The following is a 23,184-nucleotide window of genomic DNA, read 5'->3' as shown; positions in this document are numbered from 1 at the left end:
CCGGGCGGCCGGGCCGAACGCCCCCCGCCCGGGCAGTCGCGAAGGTGCCGGCCGCCCTCCCGGCCGGCACCTGCCCGGCCCGCCTCAGCGGGCCGTCTGCGCCAGGAAGGCCGCCCAGCCCTCACGGCCGAACCGCAGCTGGGGGCCGTCGGCGTTCTTCGAGTCGCGCACCCGTATGACGGCCGCGGCGGCCGAAACCTCAACGCAGTCGCCGCCACCGGAACCGCTGTAGCTGCTCTTGCGCCACCGCGGCTCCGTCTCACTGTCCAAGCGCTCCATGGTCACAGTTCTCCTGCCAGTTCTTCGATGAGCTGTGCGGAATCAACGGCACTGAGTGCTTGCGAACGCAGCTTCCCATACCTCAGGCCGAGGAAACTGACGGCGGCCGGATCTGTGACCAGCGTCCCGACCTCCTGGGATTCCACGTATCCGTAGCGCCGATGTTCCGTGGTCTCCACCAGGACGAACGGGCCGTCAAGTCCCGGGTGGAAGCCGGTGATCGCCGGCATGATCTGGATCTCGACGTTGCGCAGGGCACTCACCTCGGCGATGCGCCGGCACTGCTCACGCATGACGCCGGTGCCGCCCACCGGATTGCGCAGCACCGACTCCCCGATGACGAAGGACAGTTCGACGCCCGGCGCCCTCGTCAGCACCTGCTGCCGGGAAACGCGCGCCTCAAGCTGTTGCTCCGCGATGTCGTCCGGCAGCGCCGGGCAGTGGCCGAGGAGGACCGCCCGCGCGTACTCCTCGGTCTGCAGCAGGCCAGGCACCAGGAGCGGGTCGTAGGAGAAGCGGCTCAGGGCCTCGGCCTCCAGGGCGGCGAAGTCGCGGAAGAAGGCGGGCAGGCGGGCCCGGTCCACCTCCTCCTGGAGGGCCGCGAGCACGCCCCCGGCCTCCAGCACGCGCTCGGCGGCCTCGGTGAAGGCGGTCTTCGCCGGCCGGCGGCCCTGCTCGACGGAGGCGATCTGCTCCGGCGAGTAGTCCACCTGCTGGGCGAGTTCCTGCTGGGTGAGGCGGGCACGCTCGCGGAAGAGCTTCACGAGCCTGCCGTAGCCGACCCAGATGGCCGGGCGTTCCTCCTCGCTCCTGCGTGCCTTCGGACGGCAATGTCCCATCGGTTTCCACCCCCTGCGTCGTGTGGTACGGCGAAGGGTTCAACCGCACCGGCGCGGGCCGCGTCACGCCCGGCGGCCCGTACAAAAACCCGCCCGACCCGTACAAGCGGGGACCGTCGTCCTCGGCTCCCTGGCCGATGGCGCTGCGTGACGGAAGGGTGACGTTGCATGAACCCCACCACCCCTCACCCCCGCCCCGGCACGCTCGCGCACTCCTTCGCCGCGCGGCTGCGGCCGACCCCGCGCGGGGCGCGCCTGGCCCGGCTGCTGGCCGTCCGGGAGCTGGGCCGGGCCGGGATCGCGCCGGCCACTCCCCTGTCGTGTGCCGTCGCCTCCATCACGGCCGAGCTGGCGGCGAACGCCGTCGCACACGGCCGCGTTCCCGGCCGGGACTTCACCTTCGGCCTGCGCCTGTCCGCGGGCCTGGTCCGGATCGAGGTCTCCGACGCCCGGCCGGACCGGTTCCCGCCCGCGACCGCCGGGCTGCTGAGGCCGCCCGCGCCCGAGTCGGCGGGCGGCCGTGGGCTGCTGGTGGTGGACGCGCTGGCGGACCGCTGGGGGTGCACGGTGGCGGACGCGCGGGTGAAGACCGTCTGGGCGGAGGTGCGGCGCCTGCCGCCGCGCGTGCGGTCGTGACCGGTTGCGGACAATTCCCGTGCAAAGCCCGGACGTTCGCACCCTTGTACGCCCCCTCGGCCACCGCTACCGTGAAAAAACGGGACCAGTGAGCACATTTGGGGGGTGCCGGCCATGGCGCGTGCGTCCGACTGGAGTCCGGTGGGCATGGACTCCGACCCGACCCCCGGCGCCCCGGAGGACGTCAGGGATCTGGCCGACGAGTTACAGACCTTCGCCGACGACGTGGGCGAGGCCCTGGGGAAGATCCGCGGGATGGCCTCCGACCGGGCCGTGCAGGACTGGGCCGGTCTCTCGGCCGAGGCGTTCCGCTCGGAGTTCGACGAAGTCCCCGGGAACCTCGGCAAGTTGCAGACGTCGTACGACCTGTGCGCCCAGGCGCTTCAGGCGTACTGGCCGAAGCTCCAGACGGCGCAGGGCATGGCCGACCGCGCCCTGGACCGGGCCGTCGCCGCCCAGGGCGACCTCTCTTTGGCGCAGGGGCAGCTGGCCGACGCGCAGGACTGGGTGGCGCGGGCGGGCGAGGAGTCCGACCGGCTGCAGCGGGAGGGGCGGCGGGAGGACGTTCCGCCGCCGGACGAGGCGGAGGTGCGGGCGGCGACGCGGGACGCGCAGGCCGCCGAGAGCGCCGCCTCGGCCGCGCAGTCCCGCCTCGACTCGGCCCAGGCCGAGTTGGACGCCGCCCGTCAACTGGCGCGGGACGCCCTGGAGATGCGCGAGGAGGCGGCCCGGATCTGCGCCCAGGGCATCGACGAGGCCTCCGACGCCGGCATCCACAACCGGCACTGGTGGGAGGACGCCGTCCACTGGGTGACGGAGAACTGGGACACCATCGTCGCCGTCTGCAAGACCATCGTCGCCGTCCTCGGCATCGTCGTCATGATCATCGGCGGCCCCCTCGCCTGGGTCGTCCTCGCCGCCGCCCTCGTCGTCCTCGCCGACACATTGATCAAATACGCCAATGGCCAAGCCAGCCTGTGGGACGTCGCCTTTGCGGCCCTGGACTGCATCCCCGGGATGAAGGGCCTCACCACGCTGGGCGGCCTGGCCCGCGGGCTGCGCGGCGGCCTGTCCGCCGCCCGCACCGGCCTGCGCGGGCTCCGGCAGGGCATCCGCGGACTCGGCCAAGGGCTGCGGCGCAGCGGGCGGCAAGGCAGGGCCCTGTTCTGCCGGACCGACCCGATCGACATGGCCACCGGGGACGTGGTGATGGACGCGATCGACGTGGACCTGCCCGGGGTGCTGCCGCTCGTCCTGCGCCGGCACCACCGCAGCAGCCTGCGGGAGGGCCTGTGGTTCGGGCCCTCGTGGACCTCCCTGCTGGACCAGCGCCTCCTGCTCGACGAGGCGGGGGCGCGGTTCGTCACCGACGACGGCATGGTCCTGGACTACCCCCGGCCGTCCGAGGGCGTTCCGGTCCTGCCGGTGGAGGGGCCGCGCTGGGCGCTGGACTGGAACGGGGAGCCGGGCGCCCCGATGCGCGTGCGCCTGCCCGAGGCCGGGCTGACCCTGCGCTTCGCGCCGGTGGCCGGGCGCCCTGGCGCCGAGTTGCCCCTGGTGGCGCTGACGGATCGCAACGGCAACGAGATCACCGTCGTCCACGACGAGACGGGCGCGCCCGGCGAGCTGCGGCACGACGGCGGGTACCGGCTCGGCCTGACCGTGACCGGCGGCCGGATCAGGGAGATCCGGCTCCTCGACGCCCCGGGCGAACCCGTCCTGCTGCGCTACGGGTACGACCGGCGCGGCGACCTGTCCGAGGTGTACAACTCCTCGGGCAGGCCCCTGCGGCTGCACTACGACGACCGGCACCGGATCACCGGCTGGGTGGACCGCAACGGCTTCCGCTACGCCTACCGGTACGACGAGCAGGGCCGTTGCGTGGCCACGACGGGCACGGACGGGGCACTGGCCGGGCAGGTCGCCTACGACGCCGGGACCGGCCGCACGGTCTTCACCGACTCCCTCGGGCACAGCACCGTCTACGAGTTCGACGACTGCTACCGGCTGCGGACCGAGACCGACCCGCTGGGCCACCACACCCACCGCGCGTGGGACCGCTACGACCGCCTCCTGTCGCTGACGGATCCCCTCGGCCGGACCACGAGGTACGAGTACGACGAGCGGGGCCACCGCGTCGCCGTCCTGGCGCCCGACGGCGGCAGGACCGAGTTCCGGGTCGGCGCACTGGGGCTGACGACCGGGGTCACCGACGCGGACGGCGCCACCTGGACCAGGGAGTACGACGAGCGCGGCAACCTCCTCGCCAGGGTGGACCCGGCGGGCGCCGTGGAGCGCTGGGAGTACGACGCGCGGGGGGCCGTCACCCGGCATGTCGACGCGGCGGGCCGCGCCTTCGCGTTCGAGAACGACATCGCGGGGCTGCACTGCCGCGTCCGCGGGCCGGAGGGCCTGGACCTCCACCACCGGCGCGACGCCTTCGGCCGCGTGGTCGCCGTTGTCGCCGCGGGCCAGGACGTGCCGGTCACCAGGATGTCCTGGAGCGTCGAGGGGGCTCTCCTCTCGCGCACCACGGCCGACGGCGTCACCGAGCGGTGGCGCTACGACGCCGAGGGCAATCAGATCGAGCACGTCGACCCGGCCGGGCGCCGCACCCGGTTCACCATCGGCGCCTTCGACCGGACGGTGGCCATGGAGACGGCCGGGGGCGCGCGCTGGGAGCACCACCACGACAGCGAGCTGCGCCTCACCGCCGTCGTCAACCCGCTCGGCCTGACCTGGTCCTACGCCTACGACGCGGCCGGGCGCCTGGTGGCGGAGACCGACTTCTCCGGGCGCCGGGTCGAGTACGCCTACGACGCCGCGGGGCAGCGCGTGGCGCAGACCAACGGCGCGGGGCAGACGCTGCGCCGGACGTACGACGCGCGCGGCGACATCGTCGCGGAGACGGACGGCGAGCACACCACCGCGTTCACCTACACCCCGGGCGGGCTGCTGGTGCGGGCGGTCAACGCCGACGCCGAACTGGACTTCCTCCGCGACGCGGCCGGGCGCGTGGTGGAGGAACGCTGCAACGGCCAGGCCATCGCCTTCCGCTACGACGCGGCCGGACGCGCCGTCTACCGGCGCACCCCGGCCGGGGTGGAGTCGCGCTGGGAGTGGACGGAGGCGGACCTGCCGGCCGCCCTGCACATCGCAGGCCGCACCCTCGCCTTCGGCTACACGGCAACCCCCTCCCGGCCCCGCGAGGCCCACCGCCTGCTGCCCGGGGGCGGCCGGATCGACCAGAGCTGGGACGCCCTGGGCCGCCTCACGGAACAGCGGCTGCCCGCGGGGGAAGGTCGGGTTCGCCGGCGGGCGTTCGGCTACGGGCCCGGGGGGCGGCTGCGGTCCCTGGCGGAGTCGACGGGCCGGGCGGCCGGGCTGGAGAAGGCGGAGCCGCGCCGCATCGAGCGGGACGCCGACCTGCGGGTGACCGCGGTGCGCGGCGGCGGGCGCCCCGGGGAGTCCTACGCGTACGACGCGGCAGGCAACATCTCAGGCGCCCGCCTGGGCGGCGAGGCGGAGGGAGAGGGCCACGTCCCGTACGAGACCGACGGGGTCAGGCTGCGCCGGGCCGGACGGGTCTCCTACGCGTACGACGGGCAGGGCCGCGTGGTCCTGGCGCGGCGGCGGCTGCTCTCCGGCGGGGTGCGGGAGTGGCGCTACGCCTGGGACGCCGCCGACCGGCTCACCGACGTGATCACCCCCGACGGCAGCCACTGGCGCTACCGGTACGACCCGCTGGGCCGGCGCATCGCCAAGCAGCGGCTGGGCGGGGACGGCGGCGTGCTGGAGGAGTTCCGGTTCGTCTGGGACGCCACGCGGATCGCCGAGCAACGGCACTGGCGGGCCGACCGCCCCGAGGTGGCCACCACCACCTGGGACTGGGAGCCGCACTCCCACCGGCCCCTCACCCAGATCGAGCGCCGCGGCCCGCGGGACCTGCCGCAGGAGGAGGTCGACGAGCGGTTCTACGCCCTGGTCACCGACCTGGTGGGCACCGCGACCGAACTGATCGGCGAGGACGGCGAGATCGCCTGGCAGGCCGGGACCGGCCTCACCGGGCAGGCGCCCGAAACCCCCGAAACCCCTGAGACCCCCGGGGCCTCGGGGGCCCCGGCGGACCCGGCGGACCCGGCGGAAGGCGCCGTGGCGTGCCCGTGGCGCTTCCCCGGCCAGTACCACGACGCGGAAACCGGCCTGCACCACAGCCTCTTCCGCTCCTACGACCCGGCCGTCGGGTGGTACCTGAGCCCCGATCCCCTGGGGCTCCACGGCTCCCCCCACCCGTATCGCTATGTCGACGATCCGTTCGCCCTCGGCGACCCGCTGGGCCTTGCGCCCTGCCTGGCCGAGCAACTCCGCGTGCGGGCCGACGACTTCGCCGACCAGGCGCCGCAGATCGTGCGGGAGAGGTTCCAGACAGTGGCCGTCGTCCGGGTCCGCACCCCGAGGGGCGAGGTGGACCTGGTGGCCGCCAGCGGCGACGGGCTGCTCCCGGCACAGCGCGCTATGCTCGACCCCAACCGGGTGCCCCCGGAGTTCGCGGTGCCGAACATCCCCGGCATGCACGCCGAGCAGAACGCCGTGCTCTTCGCACACGTCAACGGATTCGAGCTGATGGCGGGCGGGGCCTCGCGGCAGGTGTGCACCGAATTCTGCGCGCCGGCCATCCGCGCCGTGGGCGGCAGGGTCACGGGGGACCTGATCGGACAGGGGGACACGATGCCGAGGACGTTCGAATGGTGAATCTCTCCGCGGAACTCTCCACGTTCGCCGCCACGGGCGCGCCGGACGCCCGGCGGCTCTTCGCGGCGGCGGGCATCGAGCGCACCGCGGCCTGCGTCCGCTGGGTCTGGGAGGAGCAGGAGGCCCGCGGGGCGGACGCCCGCTTCTTCCTGTCCCGGCTGGAGACGCTGTGGGCTCCGCAGGCGCCGCCCGCGGACTACGCCGGGCAGGTGCTGGCCTGGGCCGAGGCGCTGCCCGAGTTCGCCGGTCCCGACACGCCGCAGGGCGTGGCGAAGTACGCCTTCCACGGCGTGCTTGCCCTGCACACCGCCTGCCGCGCCCTCTTCGTCGCGGACGCCACCGACACCCTCGCCCACCTGTCGGACGGCCTGCTGCACCTCGGCGAGATCCTGGACGGCGAGGAGAATCCCGCAGGACCCGCGGAATTCGCGGGCTTCGACCTGGACGCGCTCTTCGCCGGCCCGAAGGAGCCCACCGGCCCCCACTACACCGGCGAGCAGGAGGAGCAACTGCGCGACCTGCGGGCCCTCTCGGACCTCACGGCCGGCCCCGCCGCCCTCGCCGGCCTGCGCGACCGGGCCCGCGAGGTGGGCACCCGGCGCCTGACGGCCCTGCGGGCGGCGCGGAACGCGTAGCGGGCATTTACCCGCTCGACGAGGTCGGTTCTGGCGTGGGGTGTTGCTCTCGGCGGTGAACCTCGGAACGAAGGAGTCTTGACATCCTCGCCGCCCTGGAGGAGGGCGTTTCCCGCCTGCCGCGCCGTTGCAGGCTGCGGTGTCGAGGCCAGGTTGTTCCCGGCGGGGTGCGGGTAGGGGAGCGGGTACCTGGACGGGGGGAGCGGGGCGTGGTGACGGGTCCTGAGGCCGGCGCGGTGGCCCGGGCGGGGAGCAGCGTGCTGGCCGGGGTGGCGCGCGGCGCCGCGGGCAGGCCCGCCTGGCCGCATATGCACGAGGCGCTGCTGGAACTGCACGAGATCCTGCGCGAGTGGTGTGTGGCGGCGCGGCAGACCTGGGAGGCGGTGGAGGCGGTCCGTGCCGGGGGTTGCCCGGAGGGGGCGCCGTCACAGACGGACGGGCGCTACGTGCCCCTGCCCATGAGCGACATCGAGGGGCTGCTTTCGCCCGCACCGCCCGTGGCGCAGCGGTGGAGCCGATCCAGGAGGCGGCAGGCCGCGCGGCGCACGCTGCGCAGCATGATGCACGTCTACTGCCCCGAGTTGCTGCAGGACTTCGAGCAGGCGACGCAGGCGCGGGCCGAGTGGATGGCCGCGCACCGGGCGCGGCTGCGGCGGCTGGTCGCCGGGGGCGCGGCCGGGAGCGAGCTGGACCGGCTGGCCGAGGAGGCGGCCGGGACCCTGCGCGCCCTCGATCGGGTACGGGCCGACCTGGGGCGCTTCCTCCGCGAGCGGTTCCCCCTGGGAGACGGCCCGGGGTGAGGGCCGGGCCGCCCGGGCCGGGGCCGCCCGGGGCGAGGGCGGCCAGGGCGAGGGCGGCCGTGCCGGGGGCGGCCGGGGCGAGGGCGAAGCCGCCCGTGCCTGGACCGTCGCGCCGCGGGGCGCTGAGGTCTGGTCCGCCGCGGCGGGTGGGCGACTCCCCTGCCGCCCGCGCCCGGGGCGTCCCCTCGGGCGGTGCGCGGAGGGCTCAGCCGGCCGGCGCGGGCAGCGCTCGCCACGCCGGCGCGTGGCACGCGGCCAGGTGGTGCGCCGTGTCGCGCAGCCCGCGCGGGACGCCGCGGCCCGACTCCACCAGGGCGAGGGCGCCCGCCAGCGAGGCGAGGGCCCGCGCCGAGCCGAGGGGACGGGAGGACTCGGCGAGCGCGGAGAGGCAGGAGGCGGTGTCGCGCCAGGCGCCGAGCCCGGCCAGGAGGTGGGCGAGCCCGGTGGCGAACACCGCGCGGTAGGCCGGGCCGCCGCCGGGCGCCGCCGCCTCGTGGAGGAAGGGGGCCGCGGCCTCGGGGTCCCCCAGGGCGGCGTGGACCAGCCCGTGGTGGCCGAGCAGTTCCCCCTGGTCCAGCCACCAGGCCCAGGGCGGGTCGTCCGCGCGCGGCCCCTCGGCGAGCAGCTCCCGCGCCGTGCGAAGTGACCGCAGGGCGTCGTCGCGCCGCCGGAGCCGGGCGTAGGCCGGGGCCCGTCGCAGGTGGAACATCGCCGCCACCCGCGGCGGCAGGTCCTCGCGCGCGAGGGCGGAGGAGGCGAGGCGCAGGGCCCGTTCCGGCCGCCCCAGCTGCTCCTCCTGCATGCTCATGAGCGAGCGCACGAGGAGTTCCGGCGAGGCTCCGGCGGCGTCCAGGCCGCGGCACAGCGCCAGCGCACGCCGGTACAGGAGGCGGGCGGCGGCGTGCTCCCCGGCGTCGAACAGGGTCCAGCCGGCCACCTGGTACAGCCTGGCCGCCGCGGCTATGCCCTCCTGACCGGCCGCCCCGTCCTGACCGGCCGCACCGCGCTCACCGCACGCGCCGCGCTCCGGCGTCCCGCCGCCCGGCGCCCCGTGCGCGGATCGCGCCGCCGCGAGGACGCGCCTGGCGAACGGCGCCGCGCCCCGGGCGCCGAGCGCGACGTCGAGCGCGACGATCCGCTCGGCCTGCGCGGACGCCCCGCCCGGCCCCGCCTCGCCGCCGTGGCGCGCCCCGGGCCCCCTCGCGCCCGGGTCCGCGCCCCGGCCCGCCCCGCCCGCCGCACGTTCCGCCATGCCCGCACTATGCCCCACTCCCCCGGCGCACGGAACCGCGGCTCCTTCCCCTGCCCGCCGCCACCGTTCCGGCCCGCAGGGCGCCGGCCCGTGGGGCGGCGGGGCGGGAGGCGGCGGCCCGCCCCGCGGTGCCTGGCCGGCCCACGGGCGCACACCCCCGGCGCACGCCCCGGCGCAGGCCGGCGACCCGGGTCCCCTCGTTCCGGCGTGCGCAAGTGACGTGGGCGGCAGGCGCGGTGGCGGCCGGCGACGGCCGCCCCCTAGCGTGGGGCCTCGGTGAAGGCCAGCAGGGGGGCGGCGGTCCGCGCCGGGTCTTCGAGGTTGGGCGAGTGGCCCAGGCCGGGGAGCATGGTGACCGTGGCGCCCGGGACGGCGCGGTAGTCGGCCGCGGACGCGGGGCGCCACCTGCGGTCCTCCTCGCCGAAGAGCACGAGCAGCGGCTTGCCCAGCGGCACCAGCCGTTCCGGGAGCGGCCGCTCGTGGAGGTAGGCGCGGATCGCCTGGCTCGTCGCGCCGAACGCCTCGAAGTCGATGTCCCGGAACTGGTCCACGTAGTCCTGGGGGATCTCGAAGCCCTCGTGGAACCCGTCGCGGATGGCCAGGCGCACCTGGTCGTCCGTCAGGTCCGCCCAGGAGGCCGCGCGGAGCGGGACCTCCTTCGCGATGTAGGCGGCCATGTGGGGGCCGGTGTTGATGAGCACGAGCGACGTCACGAGGTCGGGCCGCTGCGCGGCGAGCGCGGTGGCGAACACGCCGCCGCTGGAGTGGCCGACGACGCCGGCGGGCCCGACGCCGAGCCGGTCGAGCGCCTCGCCGACCCGGCGGGCCTGGTCCTCGACCGCGTAGCTCGCGCCGTCGGGCCTGCCCGACCGGCCGCACCCGAGCAGGTCGATCCGGACGACCCGGCGGGAGCCGGAGAGCAGCGGAAGCAACGGCTCCCACGAGCGGGCCGAGGCGGCGGTCCCGTGGATGAGGAGGAGCGCGGGCGCCTCGCGCGGGCCGTCCAGGCAGACGTGGATCTCGCCGTCGGCCAGGGACAGGGTCGTCTCGACGGTGGCGGGGGACGGTGCGTCCGGGGAGGTCCCGGGAGGGATGGAGGTGTGGTCCGAAGTGGTCATGAGGGCACTGTGGCCGCCGGCGCGGGCGGGCGGCTTGGACGAATGTTCCGCCGGTACGGCGCGCCTAGGATGGGGAGATGGACCGCGAAGCGGACGGCCTGCTGTGGGACGTCGCCTCTCCCGCGCGTCCCCTGCGCGTGCCCGGGGTCGCCATGGCCGGGTTCCGCGATCGCGGCATCACCCCGCCAGGTCTGCGGCTCGTCCCGCATCCGGCCGTGGCCCTGGTGCTGGTGTTCGGCGGCACCATCGCCGTGGAGGACGCCACCGGGCGGCGGCAGCACGGCAGCTTCGTCACCGGGCTCGGGTACGGCGAACGCCTCTCCGCGCTGCGGGCCGACGCCTTCGCGTGCCTCCAGGTGCGGCTGTCGCCGGTCGTGGCACGCGCCGTTCTCGGCGGTGCCGTGGCCGACCTCGGCCGTGCGGCGCTGTCCCTGGACGAGCTGTGGGGGCGGGATGCGGCGCGGCTGGCCGGGCGGCTGGGCGAGTTGCCCTCCTGGGCGGCCCGCTTCGCGTGGATGGACGCCTGGCTCGCCCGGCGGTGCGCGGCGGCGCCCGGAGTGGACCCCGAGGTGGCCTGGGCCTGGCGCCGGATCGCGGCCGACCGGGGCGTGATTCGGATCGAGCGCCTCGCGGCCGAACTCGGGTGGAGCCGCAAGCAGTTGTGGTCCCGGTTCCGGGCGCAGGTCGGCCTGTCGCCCAAGCACGCCGCGCGGCTGGTGCGCTTCGACCACGCCGTCCACCGCCTGGTCGCCGGGCAGGACGCGGCGGGCGTCGCCGCGGACGGCGGCTACGCGGACCAGTCACACCTGCACCGGGAGGTCGCGGCCTTCACGGGGCTGACCCCCGTGACCGTCGTCGACGAGCCGTTCCTCGCGGTCGACGACCGCGCCTGGGGCCGGCCCGGGCGCGGGTAGGAGGGCCGCGGCCCGGTCAGGAGGCGGCGGCCCGGCCGGTGGGGGCGTCGTGGGCGAACAGCCGCATGCGGACGTCCCGGGCGCCGAGCATGTGGTGTTCGGCTATGCGGCGGGCCGCGTCCGGGTCGCGGGACTCGATCGCCGCGATCAGCTCGTCGTGCTCGCGCAGGACGGTCTGCCAGCGCTCGTCGACGCCGAGCATCGTCTTGGCGGAGAGGAAGAGGTGCGAGTTGAGCCGCTCCAGCAGGTCCAGGGTGGTGAGGCTGTGGCTGGCCTCCCACATCGCCTGGTGGAAGCGGCGGTTGAGGCGGGCCCGCTCCCAGGGGTCCCCGCCCCGCTGGGCGCGCATCGCCTCCTGGGCGGCCTTCAGCCGCATGAGGTCGAGTGCGGTGGCGCGGGTGGCGGCGCTGCGGGCGGCGGCGCCCTCCAGCGTGGTGCGGACCTCGTAGATGTCGAGGATCTCCTCGGGCGTCATCCGCCGCACCGTGACGGCCCGGCCGCTGCGTTCCACCAGCCGCTCGCCCTCCAGCCGGTGCAGGGCCTCGCGCACGGGGGTGCGGGAGATGCCGAACTCGGCGGCGAGCGACTTCTCGCTCAGCGGGCTGCCGGGCAGCAGGTGCCCCGAGATGATCGCCTCGCGGATCTGCTCGTAGACGCTGGTCGCGATCGGTCAGCTCCCCTCCCCCTGGGCCGCCGGCCGGCGGCGCGGCGCGGCCGGCAGGTCCCCGACGGCTTCCGTGGTCCAACCGTACTGCCCGAACGTGGCGATGTCGCGGGCCAGTCGGGGCCCGGGCGGCTCCATGTCGATCAGCTCGTAGATGGTGGGTCCGGTGTAGCCGACCTCGCGGAGGGCGTCGGCGTAGGCGGCGAAGTCGACCTCGCCGCGGCCGGGCGAGGTGTGTACCCAGCGGTCCCGCCAGGTGTCGCTGACGTGCGCGATCTTCAGGCGGTGTGCGGCGGTGCGCACCCCGTCCGCGACGTTCTCCACGGTGAGGGTGTTGGCGGCGTCGTAGGCGATGCCGAGCCAGGGCGAGTCGACGCGGTCGGCGATCTCGGTGAGCTGGGCGGCGCTGCCGAGGTAGCCGTAGGGGTTGGTCTCCAGGGCGAGGGCGACGCCGAGGGCCTCGCCGCGGGTGACGAGGGTGTCGAGGGCCTGGTCGAGCCACCAGCGGCAGGCCTCGTCCGGGGCGGGTGAGAGGGCGTGCCTGCGGCCCGGCATGGCGATGACGTAGGGGGCGCCCAGGTCGGCGGCGAGTTCCAGCTCGTCGAGCATGGCCCGGAGACTGAGCGCGCGGAACTCGTTGCTCGGGCTGAGCAGGTTGATGTCGAGGAAGCCGGGGTTCACCGAGGTGGGGGTGAGGCCCAGGGCGCGCAGCTCGCGGACGAGGGCGTGCCGCTCCAGGGTTCCGGCGGCGCCGGACTGGAGGTGCGGGGCGGCGGTGGTCAGCTCGACCTGGGTGAAGCCGGCCTCGGCCAGGCCGCGCAGCGCCTCGGTGAGGGTGGCCTGGTGCATCCAGCTGTAGGTGGTGCCGCCGAGGGCGAGCGGGGCGGGCGGGTGGGGCATGTCTCTTCCTCTCAGTCGGCGCGTGCGCCCCGGCCCGAGTCCGGCTTCGGGGCCGGGTCTTGGGCGGGGGCCCGGTCCGCGCCGGGGCCGGGGCGGCGGGCGGAGTCGTGGGCGGAGTCGTGGGCGGCCTCGACGAGGAGCAGGTTCGACTCCAGGCCGGCGGCCAGGGAGACGCGCGGGGTGTAGCCGAGTTCCTCGTGGGCGCGGGTGATGTCGAGGGCGCCCTTGCGGGCGGCGGGCACGCCGGGGGCGAGTTCGAGGCCGCCGTCGCCGACCCGGGCGCGCCACTGGGGGCGCAGCCGGCGCAGGATGCCGGCCATCTCGTGGAGGGTGGCGGCCCGTCCGGTGGCCAGGTGGTAGGCGCGGTGCCGCAGGGTGCCGGCCTCGGCGAGCAGGGTGAGGCCCTGGACGACGTCGTCGATGTGGGTGAAGTCGATGCGCTGGTCGCCGCCGCGTTCCAGGATGCTGACGCGGCCGGCGGCGATGTCGTCCAGCCAGGGGGCGGGCAGCCGGGTGCGGGGGAAGCCGGGACCGTAGACCCAGCACAGGCGGGCGGCCACGTAGGGCAGTCCCGCGGTTTCGGCGTAGAAGCGGCCGAGGCGTTCCACCGCGAACTTGGAGATGCCGTACGGGGAGACGGGGGCGGCGGGCGCCGTCTCGGGGAGGGGGTCGGTGGCGAAGTCGCCGTAGTACTCCTCGGAGGAGAGGTCGATCAGCCGCCGCACGCCGCCGACGCGGTGGAGCGCCTCGAAGAGGTTGACGCTGCCGGCGATGTTGACCTGGACGGTGGGCATGACGCCGGCGCCGACGCTGGCGGCGACGCCGACGACGGCGGCCGTGTGGACGACGATCTCCGGCCTGGTGTCCTCGATCAGCCGGGCCACGGCGGCGCGGTCGGCGACGTCGACCTGCCGGTAGGCGACCTCGCCCGGGAGGCCGGCGAGCGCCTCGGCCGCGGAGAGGCGGTCGGCGGCGAGGACGCGGTGGCCGCGGCGCGCGAGGTGGGCGGCGAGGGGGCGGCCGACGAAGCCGGCTCCCCCGGTGACGAGGGTGGTCACTTGGCGGTCCCCTTGCTGAGTGCGGTGCGGCCGGCCGGCCGGGGGACGTCGGCCCGCCCGGCCTTCGCGGGCCTGGCGGCGGTGGAGTAGTCCTCGGCGAGGCGCCGGGTGGAGGTCTCGGGGGCGGGCAGGACGGCGGCGAAGCTGATCACGGCGGCGAGGACGACGTAGAGGGCCACGGGCCAGGAGGAGTCGGCCCACAGGACCAGGGCGCCGGCGATGAGGGCGGCCGGGCCGCCGCCGACGATGTTGGCGATGTTGAGGCCGAAGTTGGCGCCGGTGAGGCGGTACCTGGTGGGGAACAGCTCGGAGTTGATGGAGGCGGCCATCGACCAGAGCATGCCGTGGCCGACGGCGAGGGCCAGCACGATGCCGAGCCAGGCCAGCGGGGCGACGCCGGTGTTGACCAGGGCGAAGACGGGGAAGGCCATGACGGCGAACCAGGTGCAGCCGATGAAGTACAGGGTGCGGCGGCCGTGCCGGTCGCTGAGTCTGCCGAAGAGGGGGATGGTGCAGATCTCGACGGCGGCGGCGATGGAGACGCCGGCCAGGATCTCGCCCTTGTCGTAGCCGACGTTGTCGACGCCGTAGCTGACGAGGAAGGTGCCGCAGACGTAGAAGCCGATGTCGGGGGCGAAGCGCATGCCGATGGCCATCAGCAGCTCGCGCCAGGAGTAGCGGAAGACGTCGATCGCGGGGACCTTGGAGGTCATCTCGCCCGCGGCCCTGGCGCGCACGAACTCGGGTGACTCCATGAGGTTGAGCCGGATGTACAGGCCGATGGCGACCATGACGGAGCTGAGCAGGAAGGGCAGGCGCCAGCCCCAGGACTCCAGGGCGGCGTCGGGCAGCAGGCCGACGAGGCCGAAGATGCCGGAGGACAGCAGGAGGCCGATGGGCGAGCCGAGTTGGACCAGGCTGCCGACGAAGCCGCGGTTGTCCTCCCTGGCGTACTCGGAGGCCAGGACGGTGGCGCCGCCCCATTCCCCGCCCAGGGCGACGCCCTGGAGCAGCCGCAGGGTGACCAGGAGGATCGGGGCGGCGATGCCGATGGCCCCGTAGTCGGGCAGCAGGCCGACGGAGAAGGTCGAGATGCCCATGAGCAGCAGCGACAGCACCAGGGAGCGTTTGCGTCCGATGCGGTCCCCGATGTGGCCGAAGACGACCGAGCCGATGGGGCGCACGATGAAGCCGACGGCGAAGGTCGCGAAGGCGGCGAGGGTGCCGATGACGGGGTCGACGTTGGGGAAGAAGAGGTCGTTGAGGACGAGGGCGGCCGCGGTTCCGTAGACGAAGAAGTCGTAGTACTCGACGGCGGTGCCGACGGCCCCGGCCGCGAAGGCGCGCCTGGCCTGTTTCGGGTCGTACGCCCGCTCCGTGGTGTCTGACACGATGGCTCTCCACTTCGTTGGGGGATGGCTTGCGCCGCTTCGGCCGGGCGGTCGTCGAGGGGGTGGTGGGCGGTCGCCGGTGGGCGGTGGACGCGGGGCGCTCGCTAGGCGGCGCGTCCGGCCCGGCGTCCGAAGACCATTCCTGCGGTGAGTCCCGAGCCGCCGGGGTAGTTGCCGCTGAAGAGGCCGCCCAGGGCCTCGCCGCAGGCGAAGAGGCCGGGGATGGGGCGGCCTTGCCCGTCGAGCACGCGTCCGTCGAGGTCGCCCTTGAGGCCGCCGAAGGTGAAGGTGATGCCGCAGGTGACGGCGTAGGCGTAGTACGGCGGGGTTTCGAGGGGCGCCGCCCAGTTCGACTTGGGGGGGTGGACGGCGGCGCGGCGGCCGTCCTTGACGGTGGCGTCGAAGGGGACGCTGCGGTCGATGGAGGCGTTGAAGGCGGCGAGGGTGTCCTCGAAGGCCGCGCGGTCGATGCCCGCGGCGTCGGCGAGTTCGCCGGGGGTGTCCGCGGTGACCACCGAGATGCCCGGCATGTCGTACTCCTCGGTGCGCAGCATGGGGCGCAGCGCGGCGTCGAAGATCTGCCAGGCGACGGAGCCCGGCTGGCGCAGGATCTCCCGGCCGTACTTGGCGTAGGTGTAGTTGCGGAAGTCGGCGCCCTCGTCGAGGAAGCGGCGGCCCTCGCGGTTGACGATGACGCCCAGCGGATAGCTCTGGCGGGTGAGCCGGTTGGTCAGCTCGCGGTTGCTCTCGTTCTCGGGCAGGAACGCGTCCCACTGGACGCTGTGGCAGGTGGACCAGTCGCCGCCCTTGGCGGCGCCGAGTTCGAGCGCGGCGATCAGCAGCTCCCCGGTGTTCTCCGGGGTGCCGCGGACCTTGGCGCGGGCCCAGCCGGGTCCCAGGTGCCGCTCGCGCAGTTCGGCGCTGGCCTCGAAGCCGCCGGAGGCGAGGACGACGGAGTCGGCGGCCAGGGTGCCCCGGGTGCCGTCGGGCCTCGTGCAGGTGACGCCGGTGACGCGGCCGTTCTCGGTGCGCAGGCCGGTGACGCCGTGGCCGTAGCGGATGTCGACGCCCAGGCGCCTGGCGACCCGGGTGTGGTCGGCGAGGAGGCCCTGGCCGCCGCCGACGTTGCCGAGGTGCAGGCCGCCCCAGAACAGGTAGGTGCCGTCGGGCCGCCGGTAGGCCTGGCGCTCGTACATGAGGCGGTAGGCGAGGCCGAGGGAGACGAGCCAGCGGACGGTGTCCTGGCTCTCCGCGACCAGGACCTCGGTCATGGCCTTGTCGTTGCGGCCCTCGGTCACCTTGGCCATGTCGGCGCCGAAGTCCTCCGCGGTGTAGGCGGGGACGGTGGTCAGTGGGTGGCGTGCGTCGGGGACGACGAACTCGCGCAGTTCGTCGAGGCCGGCGTGGACGATGCGGGTGGCGCCTGCGGTGTAGTAGCTGTTGCCCCCGGCCTCGGCCTCGGCGGCGCGTTCGAGGAGGATCACGCGGCGGCCCCGCTCGGCGGCGGCGTGGGCCGCGCAGAAGCCCGCGTTGCCCGCTCCCACGACGACGACGTCGGCCCGTTCCCCGGGCGCGCCGGCGGCCGCTCCCGGGGCGGGGTGGGTGGGGTGGGGCGTTGCGGGGGGCATGCGGATCTCCTGGTGTGCCGGGGTGTCGAGCCTTGTATACCGTTGTCTACCGAGAAGGTTGTATCTAGCGCAACCCGTTGCGTCAAGCACAATGCAGCGTTCTTTTGGGGGACGCGGCGCCCGGGCGCGCCGGGGTGACGCCCCGGCTGCGGCGGCCCGGGAACAGGCGGTGGGCCGCGGCGGCGGGCGGCGCCCCGCCTCAGACCCGCGGCTCGCCACGGCGGGAGGCCAGGTAGGCGTGGTACCGCGGCAGCAGCCGGGTGCGGCGGGCCCGGTCGACGGCGATGGCGCGCCCCGGCGGCGGCACCCGGGGGGTGCCCGGCTCGGGGCGCGCCCACCGGCGCAGCAGCCAGCGGACGGTGGCCTGGGTGCCTGCGGCGAGGCGCTCGGGGCTCTCCTCGCCGCAGGCGGGCGGGGCGGGCGCGAAGGAGGGGTCGCGCCGCCAGCGCTCGGGCAGGTCGGGGACGAGGGCGAGGGCGGTGCCCACGCCCACCGCGTCCAGCCCCCGGGCCAGCACCCCCTCGGCGACCGGCCGGGCCCGGATGCCGCCGGTGAGCATCGTCGGCATCGAGGCGGCGGCCGCCAGCCGAGGGGCCAGGTCGAGGAAGAACGCCTCCCTGGCCCGCGTCGAGGCGGGCAGCCGCGCGCCGTGCATGGCGGGGCGCACGGCGCTGCCGCCGGAGAGTTCGAGCAGGTCGACGCCGTGCTCCCCGAGCAGCCGCACCACCCTTTCCGCGTCGTCGGGGCCGAAGCCGCCGCGCTGGAAGTCGGCGGTGTTCAGCTTCACGCCGAGCGAGGCCCCGCGCGGCAGCCGGGCCCGCACCGCGTCGAGGATCTCCAGCAGCAGGCGCGCCCGGCCCTCGGGACCGCGCCCGTAGGCGTCGTCGCGCCGGTTGGCCAGCGGGGAGAGGAACTGGCCGATCAGGTAGCCGTGCGCGGCGTGCACCTGGACCCCGGTGAAGCCGGCCTCGCAGGCCAGGGCCGCGGTGTGGGCGAACCTGGCCACGAGCCTGCCGATGTCGTGCGCGTCCATGGCCTGCGGGGCGGCGAAACCGGGCGCGTCCACGGCCACCGCCGAGGGGCCGAGGACGATGCCGCGCTGGTCGGCCCTGACCTGCCGGCCCGGGTGGTTGAGCTGCATCCAGGCTCGCGCCCCGCCCGCGCGGGCGGCCTCGGCCCAGCGGGCGAACGGCCCGAGGGGGCTCCCCGCCTCCAGGGCGACCCCGGCCGGGCTGGTGGCCGCCCGGCCGTCGACCATGACGTTGCCCGTGAGGAGGAGGCCCGCCCCGCCCGCGCTCCACCGCCGGTACAGCCGGTGCAGCCTGGCGTCGGGCAGCAGCCCCGCGGCGCCCAGCTGCTCCTCCATGGCGGCCTTGACCACGCGGTTGCGCAGCACCTCGCCGCTCGGCAGCACGAGCGGCGCGAAGAGGCCGGGGGCGCTCACCGGCGGGCCCCCGGGCCGCCGGGCGGGGCGGCGGCTGGGAGGATGCGGGCATGAGCCAGTTCCTCGTCCTCGCCGAGTGGCAGATCAGGCCGGGCGCACGGGAGGAGGTGCTCGCCCTGCTGTCGCGCCTGGAGGAGGCGAGCAGGGCGGAGCCGGGCTGCGTGAGCTTCGAGGGCTTCGTCTCCCGCGCCGACCCGGACCGCGTCACGCTGGTGGAGCGGTACGCGGACCGGGAGGCGTTCGAGAGGCACCGGGCGTCCGGCCACTTCCGGTCGCTCGTGCTGGAGGGCGTGGTGCCGCTGCTCGCCTGGCGTTCGGTGCACGGTCACGTTCCGGTGCCGCTGTGAGGGGCGGTGGCCGCGGTGCGGGCTCATGGTGGCTCCCGTGGGGCAAAGGGGTCAGGGGTGCAGGAGCACCTTGGTCGCCCGGCGTGAGGCGATGAGGCCGAGCGCGCGGCCGAGTTCGCCGAGCGGCACGGTGTGGCCGGCGATGGCCTCGAGTTGCGGCGCGTTCGCCAGCCGGCCGGGGATGGACTGCCAGGTCGACAGGTCGTAGGCGCGCGAGCCGAGGACGGAGCGCTCCTGCCAGGCCAGCTGGGCGGTGTCGAAGGTGGCGGGCCCGGTGGGCAGGCCGACGCAGATCAGCCTGCCGCCCGGGCCGAGCAGCCGGGCGCCGAGCGTGGCGGCGGCGGCGCTGCCCGCCGTCTCGAACACCGCGTCGAAGGTGCCGGCCGCCGCCTCCGCCTCCTCCGTGCGGAGCAGGCGGGTGGCGCCGAACTCCCGCGCCAGCTCCAGCTGCCTGGCGTCCGCGCGGCGGCCGACCACCGTCACCTCGTGTCCGGCCAGCGCGCCGAGGGTGAGCAGGCCCACGGTGCCAGGCCCCACGATCGCCACCCGCTCGCCCCGCTCGACGCGGGCGAGGTCCACGGCGTGGGCGCCGACGGCGAAGGGCTCCGCGAGCGCGGCGAGCCGGTCGGAGACGGTGCCGGGCAGCGCCACCAGGTTGCGGCGCGGCATGACGAACCGCTCGGCCCAGCAGCCGTCGGCGTCCAGCCCGATCACCCGCCGCCGGACGCACAGCATGGAGCGGCCCGAGGCGCACCAGCGGCAGGCGCCGCAGGTGAGGTGGCAGCCGCTGACGACGCGGGTGCCGGGCGCGAGGTCCTCCGCCCCGGGGCCGGTGGCCACCACCCGGGCGGTGAACTCGTGGCCGAGCACCACCGGGTAGGAGGGGCGGTAGCCGGAGCCAGGGCCGTAGGCGCCCGCGATCATGTTGAGGTCGGTGTGGCAGATGCCGGCGTAGACCAGTTCGAGCAGCGCCTCGCCGGGGCCGGGGATGGGCTCGGGCACCTCGGCGAGGGAGACGTGGCCCTCCCCCGGGGCCGACTTGACCAGGGCCCGCACGGTGGCGCTCATGCGTCCGGCCAGCCGAATCCGGGCGCCGGGTGCGGCAGCGGGGGCAACTCCCAGGTCGCGGCGGCCGGGAGTCCGACGGCGTCGTCGACCCGGACGTCGACGACGGTCGGGCGCGGCGAGGAGATGGCCTTCTCCAGCGCGCCCGCCAGGTCCCCCACGCCCTCCACGGTGAGGCCCTCGGCGCCCATCGCGCGGGCCAGGGCGGCGTGGTCGGCCCGGTAGGGGGCGCCGGTGGCCTCGTGCAGGAAGGTCGTCGCCAGCTCGCGGTCCGCGCCGAAGTAGGAACGCTGCTGGTCGCGGATGGACTGGAAGCCGCCGTTGTTCCAGACCAGCCAGGTGACGGGGATGTCGTACTGCACGGCGGTGGCCACGGCGCTCGGCAGCATGAGGAACCCGCCGTCGCCGACCACCGCGACGTGCTTGCGCTCGGGGGCGGCCAGCCAGGAGCCGATGACGCCGCCCACGCCGAAGCCCATGGAGGCGAAGCCCCAGCTCTGGTGGAACGTCCGCGGGGCGCGCACCTCCCATTCCTGCACCAGCCAGTTGTGGTGCACGCCCACGTCGCTCAGCAGCACGCCGTCGTCCGGCAGGGCCGCGCGCAGCTCGGCGACCACGCGCTCGGGGCGCAGGGGCGCCGCGTCCGCGGCGCGGTGCGGGGCGACGTGCCGCTCCCACTCGCGCTTCCAGCCGGCGACGGCCGCCAGCCAGGCGTCGCGGGAGGAGGGGACGGGCCTGCCGCGCAGGCGGGCGGCGAGCTGGGCGAGCACCGTGGCGGGGGACGCCTGGATGGGGACGGTGGGCGGGAAGTTGCGGCCGAGTTCCGCGGCGTCGATGTGGACGTGCACCAGCCTGGCCTCGGGGAAGGCGTAGGTGTAGCCGTGCAGCCAGGAGCTGGTGGCGCGGTCGTCGAAACGGGTGCCGAAGGCGAGCACGAGGTCGGCCCCGCGGGCGGCCCGGTTGGCGGCGTAGGTGCCGTTGCGGCCCGTGGGGCCGAGGGCGAGGGGGTCGGCCGTGGGGAAGGTGGCCTTGCCGAGCGGGGAGGTGGCCACCGGGAGGCGCTGCTCGCGGGCCAGTTGCGCCAGGGCCGCCTCGCCCTCCGAGCCCTCGACGCCGGAGCCGGCCACGAGGACGATGCGGTCGGCCGCCTCGATCAGCTCCACCACGCGGTCGAGTTCCGCCTCGGCGGCGCCGGGCCGCGGCCGGGCGCCGGTGCTCCAGGTGGCCGGATCGGCCGGCGGTTCCGCGGTGTGCTCGACGAAGACGTCCAGGGGGACGTCCAGGTGCACGGGGCCCGGCCGGCCCTGCCGCATCAGCGCGAAGGACTGCCGCAGCATCAGGGGCAGTTGCTCGGGGCGGGTGGCCTGGAAGCTGCGCTTGACGTAGGGGCGCACGACGCTGGGGAAGTCGGCCTGGAAGTAGCGGCCGGTCTCCTGGAAGGGCGTGCGGTTGAACTGCGTGGTGGCCACGTTGCCCGTGATGGCGAGGAAGGCCGAGTCGTCCATGAAGGCCGAGCCCAGGGCCACGGGCAGGTTCGCCGAGCCCGGGCCGCAGGAGGTGAACGTCGCGATCGGCTGGTGCGCGACGCGGTAGTAGGCGTCGGCGATGAAGCCCGCTATCGACTCGTGCTGGACCGAGAGGGTCCTGAGCCGGTCCTGCCGGTCGAACAAACCGTCGAGCAGGCCGAGATCGCCGTGGCCGCAGAGCCCCACGACGTAGGGCACCCGCTCGCGGACGAGGTATTCGGCGATCAGTTCGGCGCCTGACTGAGACATCCGCGGGTCTCCTCCGTTGCGTATTCCGCAATGACTTGCGTAGGGCGAGATCGTAGGGAACGATAACGGAAGCCGTCAAGCGGACCGCCACCCAGCGGGCCTTCCGGCGGAAAGCGACCGCGGCGGCACCACCTCGACAAAGGCAGCAGACGCCCACAAAGGCCGACATCGTGCGGCGCAACCGGCCCACCGGGCCGTGGCGAAGGGTCAAAGGAGACGAGCGCGTGGCAGCAGCCGAACGCCCCAGCGGCCTCTATCTCGACGGCGCCTGGCGGAGCGGGAACCGCCGCCTGGCCGTCCTGGACAAGTACTCCCTGGAGCCGGTGGCCGAGGTCGCCGAGGCCACCCCGGCGGACGTCCTGGCCGCCGTCGACGGGGCCTGCCGCGCCGCCGCGGAGCCGCCCCCGCCCGGGGAGCGGGCCCGCGTCCTGCGGGCGGTGGCCGACGCGCTGGAGGCCGAGGGCGAGCGCGTGGTCGCCGACTACGTCGCCGAGACCGGCTTCACCCTCGCCGACGCCAGGGGCGAACTTGCCCGCGCCGCGCGCATCTACCGGCTCAGCGCCGAGGAGGCGGTGCGCATCGCGGGCGAGCAGGTCCCGATATCGGCGCCGGGCGGCGAGCGGCGGCTGGCGTTCACCTTCCGCGTCCCGGTCGGCGTCGTGGTGGCCATCACCCCCTTCAACGCCCCGCTCTCCACCGTCGCGCACAAGATCGGCCCGGCCCTCGCCGCCGGCAACGCCGTGGTGCTCAAGCCCGCGGAGAAGACGCCGCTGAGCGCGGTGCACGCGGTGCGCGCCTTCCACGAGGCCGGCCTGCCCGCGGGGCTGCTGCAGCTGGTGTGCGGCACGGGCGAGGACCTCGGCGAGGCCCTGGTCGGCGATCCGCGGGTCCGCTTCTACACCTTCACCGGCTCCACGGCCGTCGGCCGCCGGATCAGCGCGCGGGCCGGCCTGGCCAGGACCCAGCTGGAACTCGGCTCCAACAGCGCCTCGATCGTGGCGGCCGACGCCGACGTCGAGCGGGTGGCCGCCCTCGTCGCCAGGGCCGGGTACCGCAAGGCGGGGCAGGTGTGCACCAGCGTGCAGCGCCTCCTCGTCGACCGCTCCCGCCTCGGCGACCTCGCCGAGGCCACCAGGGAACGCGTCCAGACCCTGGTCGCGGGCGACCCGCGGGACCCGGCCAGCAGCCTCGGGCCGCTGATCGACCCGGCCGAGGCGGAGCGCGCCGCGGCCTGGGTGGCGCAGGCCCGCCCCTCGGCCCGGCTCGCCCTCGGCGGGGAGCGGGACAAGGCGCTGCTCACCCCGGCGCTGCTGGTCGACCCCGACCCCGGCAGCCGCGTGCTCGACGAGGAGATCTTCGCCCCCGTGGTCTCCCTGGTGCCGGTGGACGACGTCGACCACGCCATCCGCCTGGTGAACGAGGGGCCCTACGGCCTCCAGGCGGGGATCTTCACCCACGACCTCGACCTCGCCTTCCGCGCCGCGCGGCGGCTGCGGGTGGGCGGCGTGATGATCAACGACACGTCGAGCTACCACGCCGACGAGATGCCCTACGGGGGCGTGAAGGAGAGCGGGCACGGCCAGGAGGGCCCGAAGTACGCCGTGCACGACATGACGGACCCGCGCCTCGTCGTGCTGAACCTCTGAGGCGGACCGGCACAGGCAAGACCGGCACGACAGGCGAGACC

At 75.5% G+C, this 23,184-nt stretch carries 19 protein-coding genes and 1 pseudogene; 7 read left to right on the top strand and 13 right to left on the bottom strand.

Features of this window, described 5'->3' with window-relative positions; genetic code table 11:
• Positions 1-84: 84 nt before the first annotated feature.
• Entirely contained in the window at positions 85-279 is a 195-nt protein-coding gene (locus D7294_RS10075; protein ID WP_174248311.1) for a DUF397 domain-containing protein, read from the bottom strand.
• Between the two features lie 2 nt (positions 280-281).
• Positions 282-1,118 carry a helix-turn-helix domain-containing protein gene (locus D7294_RS10070; protein WP_120677774.1) on the bottom strand — a complete coding sequence of 279 codons (837 nt, stop codon included), beginning with the start codon at positions 1,116-1,118 and terminating at the stop codon, positions 282-284.
• Between the two features lie 168 nt (positions 1,119-1,286).
• Between D7294_RS10070 and D7294_RS10065 the strand changes: the two genes are divergently transcribed.
• The 4 genes from D7294_RS10065 to D7294_RS10050 all read left to right on the top strand — a co-directional run bounded on the left by D7294_RS10065 (position 1,287) and on the right by D7294_RS10050 (position 7,941).
• Positions 1,287-1,754: an ATP-binding protein gene (locus D7294_RS10065; protein WP_120677772.1), complete on the top strand. Its 468-nt coding sequence runs from the start codon at positions 1,287-1,289 to the stop codon at positions 1,752-1,754.
• A 114-nt stretch (positions 1,755-1,868) separates the two neighbouring features.
• Positions 1,869-6,506: a DUF6531 domain-containing protein gene (locus D7294_RS10060; RefSeq protein WP_147450806.1), complete on the top strand. Its 4,638-nt coding sequence runs from the start codon at positions 1,869-1,871 to the stop codon at positions 6,504-6,506.
• Positions 6,500-7,141 (top strand): hypothetical protein, encoded by a 642-nt coding sequence (locus D7294_RS10055; protein ID WP_120677768.1) that lies wholly within the window; start codon positions 6,500-6,502, stop codon positions 7,139-7,141. The genes D7294_RS10060 and D7294_RS10055 overlap by 7 nt, the downstream gene beginning before the upstream one ends.
• Positions 7,142-7,350: 209 nt before the next feature.
• Complete coding sequence (locus D7294_RS10050) at positions 7,351-7,941, top strand: hypothetical protein (RefSeq protein WP_120677765.1); 591 nt, start codon at positions 7,351-7,353, stop codon at positions 7,939-7,941.
• A gap of 205 nt (positions 7,942-8,146) precedes the next feature.
• Here the strand turns inward: D7294_RS10050 and D7294_RS10040 are convergent, their stop codons facing one another.
• Entirely contained in the window at positions 8,147-9,193 is a 1,047-nt protein-coding gene (locus tag D7294_RS10040; protein ID WP_120677763.1) for an NsdA family TPR-like regulatory protein, read from the bottom strand.
• Positions 9,194-9,453: 260 nt separating this feature from the next.
• The gene (locus D7294_RS10035) at positions 9,454-10,311 is read right to left on the bottom strand and encodes an alpha/beta fold hydrolase (RefSeq protein ID WP_120677761.1); all 858 of its coding nucleotides are present in this window, start codon (positions 10,309-10,311) and stop codon (positions 9,454-9,456) included.
• Between the two features lie 77 nt (positions 10,312-10,388).
• Here D7294_RS10035 and D7294_RS10030 point away from each other — a divergent pair, with 77 nt between their 5' ends.
• Positions 10,389-11,225 carry a helix-turn-helix domain-containing protein gene (locus D7294_RS10030; RefSeq protein WP_241562232.1) on the top strand — a complete coding sequence of 279 codons (837 nt, stop codon included), beginning with the start codon at positions 10,389-10,391 and terminating at the stop codon, positions 11,223-11,225.
• A gap of 16 nt (positions 11,226-11,241) precedes the next feature.
• On the opposite strand, the gene D7294_RS10025 is transcribed toward D7294_RS10030, so the two are convergent.
• The 7 genes and pseudogenes from D7294_RS10025 to D7294_RS10005 form a co-directional block, all read right to left on the bottom strand.
• Positions 11,242-11,775: a GntR family transcriptional regulator gene (locus D7294_RS10025; protein ID WP_120677759.1), complete on the bottom strand. Its 534-nt coding sequence runs from the start codon at positions 11,773-11,775 to the stop codon at positions 11,242-11,244.
• Positions 11,776-11,778: 3 nt separating this feature from the next.
• Positions 11,779-11,838, bottom strand: a pseudogene (locus tag D7294_RS33930) (hypothetical protein); the annotation flags it as partial.
• A 57-nt stretch (positions 11,839-11,895) separates the two neighbouring features.
• Positions 11,896-12,789 carry a sugar phosphate isomerase/epimerase family protein gene (locus tag D7294_RS10020; RefSeq protein ID WP_120677756.1) on the bottom strand — a complete coding sequence of 298 codons (894 nt, stop codon included), beginning with the start codon at positions 12,787-12,789 and terminating at the stop codon, positions 11,896-11,898.
• 11 nt (positions 12,790-12,800) lie between these two features.
• A complete protein-coding gene (locus D7294_RS31880) occupies positions 12,801-13,847 on the bottom strand; it encodes an NAD-dependent epimerase/dehydratase family protein (protein ID WP_158674601.1) in 1,047 nt (348 codons plus the stop codon).
• Positions 13,844-15,238, bottom strand: coding sequence for an MFS transporter (locus D7294_RS31875; protein ID WP_158674600.1), 1,395 nt, complete (start codon positions 15,236-15,238; stop codon positions 13,844-13,846). Before D7294_RS31875 ends, D7294_RS31880 begins: the two co-directional genes overlap by 4 nt.
• Before the next feature lie 104 nt (positions 15,239-15,342).
• On the bottom strand, positions 15,343-16,866 hold the full coding sequence (gene tcuA, locus D7294_RS10010) for an FAD-dependent tricarballylate dehydrogenase TcuA (protein WP_120677754.1): 1,524 nt from the start codon (positions 16,864-16,866) through the stop codon (positions 15,343-15,345).
• 199 nt (positions 16,867-17,065) lie between these two features.
• On the bottom strand, positions 17,066-18,310 hold the full coding sequence (locus D7294_RS10005; protein ID WP_120677752.1) for an oxidoreductase: 1,245 nt from the start codon (positions 18,308-18,310) through the stop codon (positions 17,066-17,068).
• Positions 18,311-18,360: 50 nt separating this feature from the next.
• Between D7294_RS10005 and D7294_RS10000 the strand changes: the two genes are divergently transcribed.
• Positions 18,361-18,657 (top strand): putative quinol monooxygenase, encoded by a 297-nt coding sequence (locus D7294_RS10000; protein ID WP_120677750.1) that lies wholly within the window; start codon positions 18,361-18,363, stop codon positions 18,655-18,657.
• A 51-nt stretch (positions 18,658-18,708) separates the two neighbouring features.
• Here the strand turns inward: D7294_RS10000 and D7294_RS09995 are convergent, their stop codons facing one another.
• Both D7294_RS09995 and D7294_RS09990 read right to left on the bottom strand, forming a co-directional pair.
• The gene (locus tag D7294_RS09995) at positions 18,709-19,725 is read right to left on the bottom strand and encodes a zinc-dependent alcohol dehydrogenase (protein WP_120677748.1); all 1,017 of its coding nucleotides are present in this window, start codon (positions 19,723-19,725) and stop codon (positions 18,709-18,711) included.
• Complete coding sequence (locus tag D7294_RS09990; RefSeq protein WP_120677746.1) at positions 19,722-21,497, bottom strand: thiamine pyrophosphate-binding protein; 1,776 nt, start codon at positions 21,495-21,497, stop codon at positions 19,722-19,724. The genes D7294_RS09995 and D7294_RS09990 overlap by 4 nt, the downstream gene beginning before the upstream one ends.
• 224 nt (positions 21,498-21,721) lie before the next feature.
• Here D7294_RS09990 and D7294_RS09985 point away from each other — a divergent pair, with 224 nt between their 5' ends.
• Entirely contained in the window at positions 21,722-23,143 is a 1,422-nt protein-coding gene (locus tag D7294_RS09985) for an aldehyde dehydrogenase family protein (protein WP_120677744.1), read from the top strand.
• Positions 23,144-23,184: the final 41 nt, after the last annotated feature.

The organism is Streptomyces hoynatensis (assembly GCF_003626535.1).
Lineage (GTDB): Bacteria > Actinomycetota > Actinomycetes > Streptomycetales > Streptomycetaceae > Streptomyces > Streptomyces hoynatensis.
Note: the sequence above shows the minus strand (reverse complement) of the source record. Positions and strands in the feature narration are given on the sequence as shown.

Coding starts and splice junctions, on each gene's coding strand:
- D7294_RS10075 (WP_174248311.1), bottom strand. CDS start 279: ATGGAGCGCTTGGACAGTGAGACGGAGCCGCGGTGGCGCAAGAGCAGC.
- D7294_RS10070 (WP_120677774.1), bottom strand. CDS start 1,118: ATGGGACATTGCCGTCCGAAGGCACGCAGGAGCGAGGAGGAACGCCCG.
- D7294_RS10065 (WP_120677772.1), top strand. CDS start 1,287: ATGAACCCCACCACCCCTCACCCCCGCCCCGGCACGCTCGCGCACTCC.
- D7294_RS10060 (WP_147450806.1), top strand. CDS start 1,869: ATGGCGCGTGCGTCCGACTGGAGTCCGGTGGGCATGGACTCCGACCCG.
- D7294_RS10055 (WP_120677768.1), top strand. CDS start 6,500: ATGGTGAATCTCTCCGCGGAACTCTCCACGTTCGCCGCCACGGGCGCG.
- D7294_RS10040 (WP_120677763.1), bottom strand. CDS start 9,193: ATGGCGGAACGTGCGGCGGGCGGGGCGGGCCGGGGCGCGGACCCGGGC.
- D7294_RS10035 (WP_120677761.1), bottom strand. CDS start 10,311: ATGACCACTTCGGACCACACCTCCATCCCTCCCGGGACCTCCCCGGAC.
- D7294_RS10030 (WP_241562232.1), top strand. CDS start 10,389: ATGGACCGCGAAGCGGACGGCCTGCTGTGGGACGTCGCCTCTCCCGCG.
- D7294_RS10020 (WP_120677756.1), bottom strand. CDS start 12,789: ATGCCCCACCCGCCCGCCCCGCTCGCCCTCGGCGGCACCACCTACAGC.
- tcuA (WP_120677754.1), bottom strand. CDS start 16,866: ATGCCCCCCGCAACGCCCCACCCCACCCACCCCGCCCCGGGAGCGGCC.
- D7294_RS10000 (WP_120677750.1), top strand. CDS start 18,361: ATGAGCCAGTTCCTCGTCCTCGCCGAGTGGCAGATCAGGCCGGGCGCA.
- D7294_RS09995 (WP_120677748.1), bottom strand. CDS start 19,725: ATGAGCGCCACCGTGCGGGCCCTGGTCAAGTCGGCCCCGGGGGAGGGC.
- D7294_RS09990 (WP_120677746.1), bottom strand. CDS start 21,497: ATGTCTCAGTCAGGCGCCGAACTGATCGCCGAATACCTCGTCCGCGAG.